13 protein-coding genes are annotated in these 13,953 nt (G+C 37.1%); 2 read left to right on the top strand and 11 right to left on the bottom strand.

From position 1 onward, the window contains the following. Window positions 1-22: 22 nt before the first annotated feature. From hpaH to DM558_RS04915, 3 genes are all read right to left on the bottom strand, one after another. A complete protein-coding gene (gene hpaH / locus DM558_RS04905) occupies window positions 23-826 on the bottom strand; it encodes a 2-oxo-hept-4-ene-1,7-dioate hydratase (protein ID WP_109702851.1) in 804 nt (267 codons plus the stop codon). Between the two features lie 237 nt (window positions 827-1,063). After that, window positions 1,064-1,426, bottom strand: coding sequence for a cupin domain-containing protein (locus DM558_RS04910; protein WP_127162318.1), 363 nt, complete (start codon window positions 1,424-1,426; stop codon window positions 1,064-1,066). 23 nt (window positions 1,427-1,449) lie between these two features. Continuing rightward, window positions 1,450-2,757, bottom strand: coding sequence for an NAD(P)/FAD-dependent oxidoreductase (locus DM558_RS04915; RefSeq protein WP_127162320.1), 1,308 nt, complete (start codon window positions 2,755-2,757; stop codon window positions 1,450-1,452). A gap of 179 nt (window positions 2,758-2,936) precedes the next feature. Between DM558_RS04915 and DM558_RS04920 the strand changes: the two genes are divergently transcribed. Further along, window positions 2,937-3,737, top strand: coding sequence for an AraC family transcriptional regulator (locus tag DM558_RS04920; protein ID WP_109702854.1), 801 nt, complete (start codon window positions 2,937-2,939; stop codon window positions 3,735-3,737). A gap of 132 nt (window positions 3,738-3,869) precedes the next feature. After that, window positions 3,870-5,303, top strand: coding sequence for an APC family permease (locus DM558_RS04925; protein ID WP_127162322.1), 1,434 nt, complete (start codon window positions 3,870-3,872; stop codon window positions 5,301-5,303). Here the strand turns inward: DM558_RS04925 and hpaA are convergent, their stop codons facing one another. The 8 genes from hpaA to DM558_RS04965 all read right to left on the bottom strand — a co-directional run bounded on the left by hpaA (window position 5,304) and on the right by DM558_RS04965 (window position 13,952). Then, entirely contained in the window at window positions 5,304-6,233 is a 930-nt protein-coding gene (gene hpaA, locus DM558_RS04930) for a 4-hydroxyphenylacetate catabolism regulatory protein HpaA (protein WP_127162324.1), read from the bottom strand. It abuts the gene before it with no gap. A 118-nt stretch (window positions 6,234-6,351) separates the two neighbouring features. Continuing rightward, window positions 6,352-7,842 carry an aldehyde dehydrogenase family protein gene (locus DM558_RS04935; protein ID WP_127162326.1) on the bottom strand — a complete coding sequence of 497 codons (1,491 nt, stop codon included), beginning with the start codon at window positions 7,840-7,842 and terminating at the stop codon, window positions 6,352-6,354. A 12-nt stretch (window positions 7,843-7,854) separates the two neighbouring features. Next, window positions 7,855-9,462: a GMC family oxidoreductase gene (locus DM558_RS04940; RefSeq protein ID WP_228411820.1), complete on the bottom strand. Its 1,608-nt coding sequence runs from the start codon at window positions 9,460-9,462 to the stop codon at window positions 7,855-7,857. 338 nt (window positions 9,463-9,800) lie between these two features. Continuing rightward, on the bottom strand, window positions 9,801-11,027 hold the full coding sequence (locus DM558_RS04945) for a beta-ketoacyl-ACP synthase (protein ID WP_127162330.1): 1,227 nt from the start codon (window positions 11,025-11,027) through the stop codon (window positions 9,801-9,803). Next, window positions 11,024-11,752 (bottom strand): 3-ketoacyl-ACP reductase FabG2, encoded by a 729-nt coding sequence (locus DM558_RS04950; protein ID WP_127162332.1) that lies wholly within the window; start codon window positions 11,750-11,752, stop codon window positions 11,024-11,026. The genes DM558_RS04945 and DM558_RS04950 overlap by 4 nt, the downstream gene beginning before the upstream one ends. 1 nt (window position 11,753) lies before the next feature. Beyond that, complete coding sequence (locus DM558_RS04955; protein WP_127162334.1) at window positions 11,754-12,215, bottom strand: ApeP family dehydratase; 462 nt, start codon at window positions 12,213-12,215, stop codon at window positions 11,754-11,756. Beyond that, complete coding sequence (locus tag DM558_RS04960; RefSeq protein ID WP_127162336.1) at window positions 12,215-13,390, bottom strand: beta-ketoacyl-[acyl-carrier-protein] synthase family protein; 1,176 nt, start codon at window positions 13,388-13,390, stop codon at window positions 12,215-12,217. The genes DM558_RS04955 and DM558_RS04960 overlap by 1 nt, the downstream gene beginning before the upstream one ends. Window position 13,391: 1 nt before the next feature. Then, entirely contained in the window at window positions 13,392-13,952 is a 561-nt protein-coding gene (locus DM558_RS04965) for a DUF3261 domain-containing protein (RefSeq protein ID WP_228411821.1), read from the bottom strand. Window position 13,953 lies beyond the last annotated feature (1 nt).

Consider the following 13,953-nt stretch of genomic DNA (forward strand, 5'->3'; position numbering starts at 1 on the left):
AACCATTCCTTTTTATTCTTCATTACACAAACCGACAAGCAATAGAGCCGAGGGGGCCATAATCAACATGAAAAGTATCTCCCGGGTTTGCATCCACGGGGCGAGTAAAAGAGCCACCAAGGATAATTTCACCGGCATTGAGTGTTACATTAAATGCAGACAACTTATTTGCTAGCCATGCAACCCCTTTAGCAGGATGGTTTAACACTGCAACAGATATACCTGACTCCTCCACCACCCCATTTTTATAGAGTACCCCAGGAATATTACGTAAATCAAAATCCATTGGGCGTATTGGTCGACCACCTAAAATAATACCTGCATTAGCGGCATTGTCTGAAATCGTATCAAATACTTTACGAGTAATTTTTGTCTCGGGGTCTATGCGTTGAACTCGCGCATCAATAATTTCTAGTGCAGGGATAATATACTTAGTCGCATCCAACACATTAAAAATTGTGCAATGAGGTCCACTTAATGGTTTATCTAAAATGAAAGCTAGTTCAACTTCTATTCTTGGAACAATAAAACGACTATGGAGGATGTCCGTTCCCTCTTCAAATAGCATATCGTCCAGTAGCGTACCATAATCTGGTTCAGTGATATTAGAAGACATTTGCATTGCACGAGAAGTTAAACCAATTTTATGGCCTATCATCTTACGACCTGCATTAATTTTCATCTCGACCCATGCTTTTTGAATACTATAAGCATCTTCGATAGTCATATCAGGGTATTGCAAAGAAAACTGTTTTATTTGCTGGCCTGATTTTTCAGCTTCGTCCAATCTTTGTGCTGCGTTTTGTATAGATTCATTGTCGATCATAATCATGACCTCCTTATTGTTATTTTAGATGACTAAAGAGATTAAACTTATTTGCTATCATTGATCTTATTTTAGTCTGAAGATGTTTATGATTTATACTTCATACTAAAATCAGTGTAAACACTCTATTATTTAACAAAAAATTAAGCTTTTACTCTTACATAGCAAGCCTTTGCTATTGCGTTTTGTCTATGTAAAACACCACATTGTATAATGTGGTGTCTACAAAAAGACATATTAGTTTGCTGAAAAATAATGCTTAATAAAATAGTCTGTATCAACTTGCCACAATACTTTAGTGCCTTTTTCAACAATCCAGCTATCCCCTTCCTTAAAAGTCCACTTTTCTCCTGTATCTTCATTGGTCAATGTCACTTGGCCTTTGACCACTGTAGCCTGTTCAGAAAAAGGGTATGTCATTCTAAAAATACTTTTAGTCACACCGAAATAACCACCACTTGATGGTTGGTCAGGCGTTCCTAAAGTAAATTTACCATACACATTAGCATCACCCTCAACAATAGTTGAACCTAGATCTACCACTGTACCCCAACTATCTAATTGATCTAAAGTAATAGGTGTATTAAGTTTTAACATCATAAAATCATCTCCTAAAATTTAACTTAGCGACGTCCCGTCCAAAAACCTGATAACTGATGCCAACATTTGGCAACTGTTAAAATGCTAGGACGAAATGCATGTTTACCGACAATATCTCGATGGTGAATTCGGCTGATTAACTTATAATAATTGTAATAATTTGACTGCTCAGCAATACCGGCTGCTAGCACTTTACAAATAATGTGGCTTGGGGTAACACCAAACCCTGAATACCCCTGAACATAAAACACATTAGGATGATTAATTAAACTCCCAATTTGTGGGAAGAGATTTGCACTACAAGCCATAGGTCCACCCCATGCCAAATCAATATTAACATCTTTTAAATAAGGGAATATCTGTAGCATTAATTGTCGATTATAGTGTTTTAGATCGAGAGGAATATGCTCCACATAGCGGGTAGCGCTACCAAATAGCAGACGGTTTTCTTTGGTCACACGGTAATAATCAATGATGGGTCTAATATCACTGTAAGCCCCTCTAATCGGACTAATGCGTTCAATTAATTCATCAGATAAAGGCTCAGTCATTAATTGGAAAGCATAGGTATTGATCGTTTTTTTATCTAAAGAGGGTTCCATTTTATTTAAGAAGCCATCGCATGCCCACAACATCTTCTTTGCTTTAACGCTGCCCTTAGCCGTTCTTACATGAACCGTTTCACCATAACTCACCTCTAAGGCAGGACTATACTCATAAATTCTTGCACCTAAAGAGCTTAAAGCTTTCGCCTCACCCAATAATAAATTAAGTGAGTGAACATGCCCTGCCCCCATATGAACTAACGCACTTTTATAGGCATCTGAACCAATCACCTTGTTGACATCAGGGCCTGTTAATAAATAAATATCATTGGTTTTATCTAGCGATTTAAACTCATTTTCCCAAGAACGAAGTGTTTTTGTTTGTCTTTCATTAAAGCCTAAATAACCATACCCATGGCAGAAGTCTGCTTTAATGTCATATTTTTTTATACGATCTTGTATGATCTTTGAGCCTTGGTCACTAATGGCAAAAATCGTCCTTAACCCTTCATCCCCAATATCTTTCTTAATTGCCTCCAAATCATGGCCTATTCCAGCCATAATTTGCCCACCATTACGACCAGTACCACCATAGCCTAAGTATTTAGCCTCTAGGACGACAATATTACTAAATCCTTGTTCGGCTAATTCTAGAGCAGTATTAATGCCAGAAAAACCACCACCGATAACAACAATATCTGCCTCGATATCTGCTTCAAGTGATGGGAAGCTTAAATCATATTTCTTTGTCGCCGTGTAATAGGTAGGGGTTTCAACTTCTAGCATTTTTGTAATCCTTATAATTATATTTTGCAACTTATTTTTATTTTTTAATGTAGATAATTCTATTTATCATGCTAATATAAAAATAGAATAAATCCGTACTCATCCATAAGTGATTTGCTTATTTATTCTTAAAATAAAACTAATTATACGACTACAAATAAAAATAATAAGGCGGCAATATGGGTATTATTCTTTTAAATAAAGTAGTGGATGTAAAAAATATACAACCTTATTTTATGTTGAGCTCTCACTCAAGTTATCAAGAGAAACGCTCTAACATCCCTGTCATTTCACATTTCTATACATTTCAAGCAGACAACTCAGAAGGCCATACTTTTGCAGTACCCGATGCTTGTGTTGATATTATATTTCTATGCGATAAAGATAATCCTAATGCCCGAATATGTGGCTGTACACTTTCTGCTAAACTCGTTGAAGTGCAAAAAAACAAACATTATTTTGGTATTCGATTCGCACCGGGGTATACACCAAAGTTCTCACAAGCACAGACAAAAGAACTGATAGACAGTGAGTTTAATCTAACAGAGGTTGATCCTTCCGCTGCTATTGTGATTGATAAAATTGCCCAAGCTCACTCATTTGATGAGCAAATCAATATTTTTATTACTCATTATCAAGAACACTTATTAACCAGTGAGTTATCTGGACTATGTAAACAAATTAACCAACTTATTTTAAGCAATAACGGTGATATCCGAATTGCTGATATAGAGAGCCTCACTGGATTTTCAACACGCTATATTTATAAAACATTTACCGATCAATTTGGTATATCCCCTAAATTTTATTGCTTAACCTTACGTTTTCAAAATGCACTGTTAAAGCTACTGTATAATGATAGTGTCACACTAACAGAGTTGGCCATTGACTTAGGCTATGCTGATCAATCCCATTTCTTGCGAGAGTTTAAAAAATTTGCAGCAGTCTCACCAAAAAAATTTTTAATGGCTATACGCTAAATAAAATCATACCAAAATAGTTAAATTTTGGTATGACCGATTTCTTCTATTTTTTAACCACTAAACTCCCTATTTTATTAACTCATAACTAAAAATAATAAACGAGTAAAAATAATAAAATAGGAGTTAATCATGGGTGATACGGCTCATTTAAATAAAAATAGTATTGGTTTGCCTGCCTTAGTTTTTTTTGTAGTCGCTGCTGCCTCACCGCTTACAGGTCTTGTTGGTGGAATGCCGATTGCTATTTTAGAAGGTAATGGAGGCGGTGTTCCAGGGATCTACATTTTATCTGGCGTGGTGTTATTACTCTTTTCCATAGGCTTTATTACCATGAGTCGACATGTTAAAAACTCGGGGGCTTTTTATGCTTATATATCAGCGGGATTGGGTAATAACCTCGGGATAAGTGGTCTTGGTATTGCTATTTTAGCTTATGTTTCTATTCAAATCGCTATTGCTGCAATTTTTGGACTATTCACTCAGATACTTTTTCATGATTATTTTAATATCGATTTACCTTGGTGGCTATATACCCTAGTTATGCTAGTCATTGTTTGTCTATTAGGCATAGAACGTGTAGAGATCGGAGGTAAGGTATTAGGTGTGTTGATGATAATTGAATTAGCCATCGCACTGATTATTTCTTTTATCACCGCCTATCACCAAGCTCAAACAGCTAGTTTAGATTTTACCCCCTTTACCCTTGGTGTCGTATTTCATGGTAACGTAGGTATTGCTTTGGTTTTTGCTGTTGCAGGATTTATTGGCTTTGAAGCTACAGCTATTTACTCTGAAGAATGCCGTAATCCCGAAAGGAATATCCCTTTAGCTACCATACTAGCTGTTGTAATTATCACTGCATTCTTTGCATTCTGTAGTTGGGGTCTAATACAAGCTTATGGTGTAAAGGATGTACAAGCAGCGGTTGCGAAATCTCCAGAGCTTTTTGTGTTTAATTTAGCACAAGCTGCTCTTGGAAAATGGAGTGTATTGGCTATCAATATTCTACTCATTACTAGCTTATTTGCTGCTACACAATCATTCCATAATAACATCACTCGCTACTTTTACTATATATCACGTGATGGTTTATTTTGGAAACGCTTAGCTGTTTTGCATGCAACCAAAGGAACACCTTATTTCTCCAGCATCTGTCAAACCATTACAATGATGGTCATTATTGCAATATTAGTGGTCACAAAGCAAAACCCTCTAACCGCTATTTTTACATGGGGCTCTGCCATTACAACAATGTCTATTTTACTATTACAGACACTGGTTTCAGTGGCTGTTATTTTATATTTTAAGAATAGAAAAGATTTAAATATCGCGCAGTGGAAAGTTTTTTATGCACCTCTACTTTCAGCAATTATTATGGCAGTTTTTATTGGTATAGTTGTTGTTAACCTTGATATATTAAGTGGTGTACACTCAAAATTTATATTCCTTATTCCTCTTTTTGTTTTTGGCACAGCGGTTGGTGGTTTTATTTATTCACTCATTATCAAAAGGCTAAAACCCAATATTTATAATAATTTAGATCAAATTATTAATGAGGCTTAACTATCTAACAAAATAGGAGATATAGGGTTTATCTGCAATGGTTTGACGATACATTTTAGGCGTCATTTTAGATTCTCTCGTAAAGAAACGTGTAAAATAGGCAGGATCATCAAAACCAAGCTGATAACCTATATCCCTAACGCTGTTTGATGAGAATAATAATAAATACTTAGCCTCTTGCATCAACCGATCAATAATAATTTGTTTAGGTGATATATTAGCAATTTGCCGACAAGCATCATTTAACTTAGCTTCTGTAATTATCAATTGTTGAGCATAGTATTTTAATGGTAAATGGTCTTTATAAGAAAACTCAACTAGTTCATTAAATTGTCTAAAAATATAAAATGCTTGATGATGTAATGGTTCATGATTTTGTATTTTAATATTGCCTGCCAAGCGCAATAAACTAATGAAAATCAACCGAACTAAACTTTGCTGAGCAACTAAAAAGCCATTATTTGCGGTATGAGTTTCTTCTCTTAACTTATCCAATAAATAAGTTAAGTGTTGTGCCTCTTGCTGCAATACCTTTGGTAGATCTTTAATCGAAACACAAATAGACATTGTCTTTAATTGAGACTTTAATTCAGGAAGCTCATCCAACAATGACCAAATAAATTGTTGTCGAATAGTCAAAACATGACCATCACTTTCTTCATCAGTAACAAATGCATGGGGAATAATAGGCGGGGTTATAAAAAACAATGGTGCTTCTAATTGGTACTGATGCTCACCTAAACAAATATATGAAGTACCCGTTTTGACATAATGAACTTGATAATAACGATCATGGCGATGCATTTTCATAGTTCGACCAAAAAAATCAGCTAAATTACCTAATGCTTCATAATGAATATCCGCGTCTTTATAGCGGCTATCATAATCTTGACCTATAATGATATTTGGAATATTAGTATCAGCCGTCATACTTTTTTATAAATATTAGCAGGTTATTGTATTAGAGAAATTATTTTTGTAACCCTAGAATATAATGGTATAAAAAATGATATGGGTTACTAACCGTAACCCATATTTCTTATATTGACTAATAACGAATCATTACAGCTTTTAATTCAGTATAAGCGTGGATGAACTCACTACCAAACTCACGCCCCATACCCGATCCTTTTGCTCCTCCAAACGAAATAGAGGGGTCTAATGCAATATGCATGTTAACCCATACTGTTCCTGCCTCGATCTCTTCGACTAATCGAATAGCTTTACTTAGGTTATTTGTCCAAATACTTGCTGTTAAACCGTAAGGTGTATCGTTCATTAAATGAACTAGCTCTTCTTCCGTTTTAAAAGGGAAAAAGCTTAATACTGGACCAAATGTCTCCTCTTGCATCAGCGCGCTGTCTTCACTTTTAGCACGAATCACCGTGGGATAAATATAATATCCCTTTCCCTCAACAGCCTTACCACCATAAACAATTTCATCGCCCTCTTGCCTTGCTTTATCAAAGAAAGATAAAATCTTTTCAAAATGAGGTTTATTCGAAAGAGGGCCAAATTGATTGTTGGTGTTTAAAGGCGAACCGATCTTAATCGCTTTCAATGCAACGACTAATTTCTCAATCACTTGGTCTATAATAGATTCATGCACATAAAACCGCTCAGCAGATGCACAAATCTGTCCTTGATGACCAAGCCCCGCTTCAATAATACCTTGAACAGCCTTATCTATATCAACATCAGCCAGAAAGCCTGCAGCATTTTTACCACCCAACTCAAGAGTAAAGCGCTTGATATTATTTTTTACACAAGCCTCTCCGATCTTAGCCCCTGTTGCCATAGAACCTGTAAAACTGATTTTAGCAACTTTAGGATGATCAATTAAAGCTTGCCCTATATGACCAAATCCATTGATAACATTGATGACTCCAGCAGGAATTCCCACCTCTTCGTGAGCAATTTTAGCCACAAGTAATAAAGAAAGCGGGGTGAACTCACTAGGCTTAACAATAAATGTACAACCACAGGCTAATGCCGCTGCTAACTTCCATACAGTTATCATTACGGAAAAGTTCCAGGGAACAATTGCCCCAACAACACCTATTGGCTCACGACGTGTAAATCCAGTATAGCCCTCACCACTCATTGATGGTTGAGATGTTTGGCTTATGGTTTCTCCTGAAATTTTTGTAGCCCAACCTGCATAATAGCGTAAGAATGAGCAACTTTGCTCAATTTCAAAGCGCGCCACACCTATAAGCTTACCGGTACAAAGAGTGTCTATCTGAGCTAACTCTTCTTTATGATTGGTTAATGCATCAGCCAACTTAAGTAAATAATTCTGACGCCCTTCTGGCGTAACATTTCGCCAAGTTATTTGAAAAGCATTGTAAGCCGCTTCAACGGCTTGATTTACTTCTGTTTGATCTGCCGCTGCAATAGTTGTTATAATTTCTTCGGTTGCTGGGTTTATCACCGTAATCGTTTGCTTGCCCTCTGTGTAAAACTTGCCATCAATATAATGGGCATAACGATTTTTAATAAATGCAGACACTTCAGCAAGTAATTTAATCTCACTCATCTTCCTTACCTCTTATTTTAATTGTCTATAATCATTGATAATCAAATCGGCAGCTTTTTCAGCAAGCATAATCACAGGTGCATTTGTATTTGCGCTCGAAATACAAGGTAAAGCAGAGCTGTCAGCCACCCTTAAGTGCTCAACATTTCTTACTTTTAATTGTATATCAATGGCTGAATTTTCAGGAGAACCTCCCATACGACAAGTACCAACAGGGTGAAATACCGTTTTAGCATATTGTCTGATAAAATCTTCCAACTTCTCATCGGTATCATAACTAGAATCAGGTGCAATCACTTTTGAAATAATTTTCTTCAGTGATGGTGCTTCGAAAAATTTCAAGCCAAATTTAACGGCCCTTAATTGGGCAGCAACATCGTCAGGATCAGCCAAGTAATTTCCCTTGATCATAGGCAAATCAGCCGGATCTTTACTACGTAATAAAACTTCTCCACGCGATTTGGGTTGTACATGTCCTACTTTTAATGTGATGCCATCACCTGATACTTCTTTGCGAGAATCTAAATTATCAAAATTATCAATCACTGGCAGTGCGTGAATTTGTGTTTCAGGTCTGCCGTCACCATCCAAGTCAAAAAAACCGCCAGACTCTAGAATATTTGATGTCACAACACCCGCTTTATAAAGCATCCACTCAATGCCATTGGATATTTTCTTTAATCCTTCCGCTTCTTTCATTAAATTTGGCATATCAGGTGTTAATGCATTTAATGACAAATGTAAATGATCATGAAAATTTTTACCAACTTGAGGATTATCTACCTTGAGCGCCACCCCCATATCCTCTAAATGTTTTTTAGGGCCAATGCCTGATAACATCAGTAATTTAGGAGTTCCCAATGCACCCGCTGTCACAATAACTTCGCTTTTTGCTCTTGCTGTTTCTGTACCTTTTCTATGCCTGTATTGCACAGCTACAGCTTTTTTATTTTCAATAATAACCTGTTCTGTTAAGGCATCTGTTACTACAGTTAAACGTTCATTATTCAAAACTCTGTTTAAATAAGAATAGGCGGCACTCGCTCTCTTACCTAAATGAGTTGTTGTTTGGTAAAAGCCTATTCCCGCTTGCTCTTCACCATTAAAATCTGTCACATAAGGAAAACCCAACTCTTGTGCTGAACGAATGTAAGCCATACTTAATGGATGGCGGTATCTATTTTCGCTCACCCATAAATGTCCATCATTTCCATGATATTTACCTGCAAGGCTTTCATTATTCTCAGATGTAATAAAGTAAGGCAGAACATCGTTGTACCCCCACCCCTCACAACCGTAATCTTTTTCCCAACAGTCATAATCTTGAGGGTTACCACGAACATATATCATGCCATTAACAGAGCTACTCCCTCCCAATACTTTACCTTGTGGTACAGGAATACGTCGATTATTAGCATACGGCTCTGGCTCTGTTTGGTAATTCCAAACACTGCTTTGCATGACATAGGGAATACCTGCCGGCATATGTATAAATGGGTTAGTGTCTTTATGACCTGCCTCAATTAGTAAAACAGTAGCATTTGTTTGCTCAATGATTTTTGTTGCAATAACACAGCCAGCAGAACCCGCACCAACGACAATAAAATCATAATTCTCCATGATAACCTCTTTTTAATTTTATTTTTTTTATGATATTAACTGTAATACTTTGTAGACGTTCACTTCATCTACAGAACAGTATTTCTTTTTTTATTCGCAGTTTATTTTAATAATTCTTTTGAAAAATATGCCATTATTTTAACAATGACTATCAACCTAAAATAGAATATTTAGGACTAAAACACATGCCGTAAATACCGACTATTGCTATTTATAAATAAGTATACTCTTAATAGATGGGAGTACACCTCAATATACCATAAGATCATGACTTAGCTTATAGCTATTTTTATCGCCCAGAAAAAATTAAGCTAACACAATAATTTTTAATAATTAAATCAACAACGCTTAAAAACTAAAGAGGTGTTGATGCCACCAAAGGCAAAGTTATTTGATTGTAGATAGCCAATATCTAATGCACGCCCTTCCGCCATAATATAATCTAATTCACCACAAAGTGGATCAATATTTTCTAAATTAATGGTGGGCGCAAACCACTGTTTATTCATCATTTCGATACTAAGCCATGCCTCTAATGCGCCACATGCACCTAGCGTATGTCCATAATAACTTTTTAGCGTTGAAATCGGTACATTTTTACCAAAGATGGCAGACGTCGCATTAGTTTCTGCAATATCACCTTTATCTGTTGCTGTGCCATGAGCACTTATATATCCAATCATTTCGGGTGTTAATGAGGCCTGCTTTAATGCTTGCTCCATACACACTTGCATTGTTTCTGCTTTCGGTTGTGTAATGTGGGTAGCATCGCAATTAGTAAAAAAGCCTACGATTTCAGCATAGATTGTTGCATTTCTGGCTTTAGCGTGTTCAAACTCTTCCAGAATAAGTGTAACAGCCCCCTCGCCTATAACAAGTCCATCTCTATCTTTATCAAAGGGTCGCGGCGTCAGTTTCGGGGTATCATTTTTTTGGCTTGTTGCAAATAATGTGTCGAACACAGCAACCTCAGAGGGACATAACTCCTCCCCACCACCAGCCACCATGATGGTCTGATAACCATGCTTTATACTTTCGTAAGCATAACCAATGGCTTGACTACCAGAAGTACAAGCCGTAGAGGTTGGTATAATACGGCCAGTTAGCCCAAAGAACAGTCCAATATTCACTGCGGCCGTATGAGGCATCATTTGAATATAGGTTGTTGCAGTAATGCCATAAGTATTCTTTTCTTGTAACATACTTACAAAATCTTTTGTTGCATCCGTACTTCCTGTGGATGAACCATAAGCCACGCCAACTTTGCCACTATTTAATATAACATCGTCTAACAGCCCCGCCTGCATTAAAGCAAGCTCCGTTGCCCTCACTGCCATCAGCGAAACGCGCCCCATACCTCTTGTTCTTTTTCGTGTGTAATGTTCAGGTAAGGAGAAGTTTTTGATTGGTGCTGCTAAGTTTGTATGTAAACCTTGAAAATCAGCCCATTCAGGAATATTTACAATAGCATTATGCTTAGCTTTTAAATGGGGTAAAATAGCCTCCCAACTATTACCTAGGGCTGTTATCCCAGACATTCCTGTTACAACAACACGCCTAGTCATACCATGCCCCCATTGATAGAAATAACTTGTCGGGTAACATAAGCTGCAACATCAGACATGAGATAACTAGCAAGCCCAGCAACTTCTTCGGGTGTTCCCATTCGTTTTAATGGTATCATTTTCATTGCTTCGTCCAAAGCAACAGGTTCTATATCAAGAATACTTGTTTCAATTAACCCTGGAGCGATGCAATTCACTGTAATTTTGCGTTTAGCTAGCTCAATCGCTAATGCTTTAGTTGCCCCAATAATGCCTGCTTTAGCCGCACTATAATTAACTTGCCCCCTATTTCCCATTAAACCTGAAACAGAAGATAATGTAATGATGCGCCCTCCGCAACGTAACCCTATCATAGGCATGACACATGGTTGAATGACATTATAAAAACTATCTAAATTAGTGTGAATAACCTCTTGCCAATCAGTTTCCGATAACGCAGGGAAAGCACCATCTTTAATAATGCCCGCATTATTTACCACGCCATAATAAGCACCATGAGCTTCAATATCTTGCTCAAGCATTGCTTTACACTGCACTGTATCAGCAATATCAAAATGGATTAATCGCCCAGAGCCGCCAGCAGTAACAATCTGATCCAATGTATTCTGAGCCCCCTGCTCATCACTTAAGTAATGCACAACAACATTGAAGCCATCAGCAGCTAACTTGATGGCTATTGCTTTACCAATTCCTTTACTTGCGCCTGTTACTAATACTGTTCGCATATTAATCTTTTCCCATAAACTGCTTTAACTCTACGTCATCTGGCTGATAAACATTTAACCTAGCTGTTGCCATTTCTTTATCATTAACTATTAGCCTACAATCAAAACTAGCTAATTTCGTATCTAATAATAAAAGTGTTACATGAATGGTGAGTATTGTATTAAGGGGATAGCTAGGCATTGCTGTTTTAAACCCGCGACCACCTAACAATAGCCCTAAATGTATATCTTTTTGTGTTTTTTTAGCATACCATCCTTGCCAAACACCAATTGTTTGCGCCATCATTTCTAAAGCAAACCAAGCGGGTAACTCATTTTTTTTATTTAAAAAAGGAGCTAATACCCCATTAGAATCCACAGCAACCTGACAGATGGCCTCTTTATCCGTTACATCAATAATCTGATCAATTAAAATCATAGGTGGGTCATGAGGCAAATAGTTAACCACCGGTTCAAAATGCATCACTGGACTTTTCCTAACAAAATACTGGTATTATTACCACCAAAAGCAAAGGAATTGGATAAGATAATGGGATGTTTTAAAAGCTGCATAGGTTCTTTTAATAAGTTAAATTTGGCTAATGAGCCGTCTATAGTTGCATGAGTAAAATTTTGCCAAGGTAGTGTTAAAGAACGAGTAATAATAAGCCAAGCCAATGCAGCCTCAGTAATAGCTGCCGCACCCAATGTATGCCCAGTCAGATGCTTTGTTGAACTACAAAGTGGCGAGTCACTGCCAAACACTCCATGAATAGCTTTTGCCTCCATCTGATCATTAAGCGCTGTTGCTGTACCATGCATATTGATATAGCCTACTTGGTGTGGCTGTATATTAGCCTCAGATAACGCCATTTTGATTGCCATCTGTGCAGGAGTCCCTTCAGGATGAGGGGCCGACATATGCCAAGCATCGGAAGATTCACCAACACCAAGCAAGGCCAGCTCGGCAGGTTCTTTTGTCAATAACATAAGCCCTGCTGCCTCACCAATATTAATGCCTACTCGTTCTTTTGCAAAAGGTTGGCATAACTTTTCTGAGATTTGCTCTAAACTAGCAAAACCATTAAGAGATAATTGACAAAGTGTATCTGCTCCCCCCACTAGGGCAGCATCAACCATCCCCGACTCGATAAGCCTTTTACCTGAAATAATTGCCCTTGCACTAGAAGTACAAGCTGTCGATACGGTATAGCAAGGCCCATATGTACCCAAATAGTTAGCAAGAAATAGGCCTGAATCACCCATTTCTTGCTGCTGATAAGAGTAGTTTTCGGGCAACACTCCTTGTTGCTCATATTTTGAAATAGCAAGCTCTCCCTCATAAATACCTGAGGTACTGCTCCCCATAATAATAGCCACTCGGTCATTACCATATTTCTTAATAGTGTACTCTAGCTCAGATATTATTTGCGATAGCGCCGCAAATAAAAGTCTATTATTACGGGTATTATGCTCTTTATATACCTCGGGAATATTAGGCGGTTCTCTTTTTACTTTCCCTACATAGGTTTGTTTGTCATGTAATAACCAACTATTATTAGGTGTAAGCCCTGTTTTTCCAATAACTAGATTCGTTGCAATCTCATCTAAAGAATTACCTAACGCATTGATCATAGCAACTGCTGCGATATAAACCATTTTACTCCTCCATGTCTTGAATACTGATGAAGTAATTAAAATAATTGTTTTTTATCGTTATTGGCTCTCTTTCACCCGATGATTGCTTATAAGTAATCTCACTAATGACTTGTTGGTTATCATCTATAAGTAAACGCTTATTACCTTTATCAAGAAGTTGCCATTCATTGGGTAATAAGTTTTGCCAAGCTTTAACAGGCCAATAACTGAGCATAATATCAGCAAGCACTTGATTCGCAGGAGGGAGATCAAGTAACGTTATATATTTTTCTACCTGTATACTTTGTCCATCATAGGTTGCTTCAAATAGTCTAATCCCCATGGTTGACAATCCCATTAAGACAACCCGTCCATCTTTAACTTCTAATAACGTTATAAGACTCCCCGTTTTATTTCCCACCTTTGCAGTTAATAATTGCTGTTTATTTATATCATGGGACAAAGTAACAGCAGGTAGTCGTACTTTAACATCCTTTTTCAACCATGCACTTGTCAATGTTTGAGAATTAGAAGCACAGCCAGATAATAAAATACAAACTAATAAAATAATAAGCTTGTTCACT

The organism is Entomomonas moraniae (assembly GCF_003991975.1).
In the GTDB taxonomy this organism is placed as follows: Bacteria; Pseudomonadota; Gammaproteobacteria; order Pseudomonadales; family Pseudomonadaceae; genus Entomomonas; species Entomomonas moraniae.

Bases quoted from the DNA above. Each gene is read 5' to 3' on its own strand.
- hpaH (WP_109702851.1), bottom strand. From the start codon at position 826: ATGATCGACAATGAATCTATACAAAACGCAGCACAAAGATTGGACGAA.
- DM558_RS04910 (WP_127162318.1), bottom strand. From the start codon at position 1,426: ATGATGTTAAAACTTAATACACCTATTACTTTAGATCAATTAGATAGT.
- DM558_RS04915 (WP_127162320.1), bottom strand. From the start codon at position 2,757: ATGCTAGAAGTTGAAACCCCTACCTATTACACGGCGACAAAGAAATAT.
- DM558_RS04920 (WP_109702854.1), top strand. From the start codon at position 2,937: ATGGGTATTATTCTTTTAAATAAAGTAGTGGATGTAAAAAATATACAA.
- DM558_RS04925 (WP_127162322.1), top strand. From the start codon at position 3,870: ATGGGTGATACGGCTCATTTAAATAAAAATAGTATTGGTTTGCCTGCC.
- hpaA (WP_127162324.1), bottom strand. From the start codon at position 6,233: ATGACGGCTGATACTAATATTCCAAATATCATTATAGGTCAAGATTAT.
- DM558_RS04935 (WP_127162326.1), bottom strand. From the start codon at position 7,842: ATGAGTGAGATTAAATTACTTGCTGAAGTGTCTGCATTTATTAAAAAT.
- DM558_RS04940 (WP_228411820.1), bottom strand. From the start codon at position 9,462: ATGGAGAATTATGATTTTATTGTCGTTGGTGCGGGTTCTGCTGGCTGT.
- DM558_RS04945 (WP_127162330.1), bottom strand. From the start codon at position 11,027: ATGACTAGGCGTGTTGTTGTAACAGGAATGTCTGGGATAACAGCCCTA.
- DM558_RS04950 (WP_127162332.1), bottom strand. From the start codon at position 11,752: ATGCGAACAGTATTAGTAACAGGCGCAAGTAAAGGAATTGGTAAAGCA.
- DM558_RS04955 (WP_127162334.1), bottom strand. From the start codon at position 12,215: ATGCATTTTGAACCGGTGGTTAACTATTTGCCTCATGACCCACCTATG.
- DM558_RS04960 (WP_127162336.1), bottom strand. From the start codon at position 13,390: ATGGTTTATATCGCAGCAGTTGCTATGATCAATGCGTTAGGTAATTCT.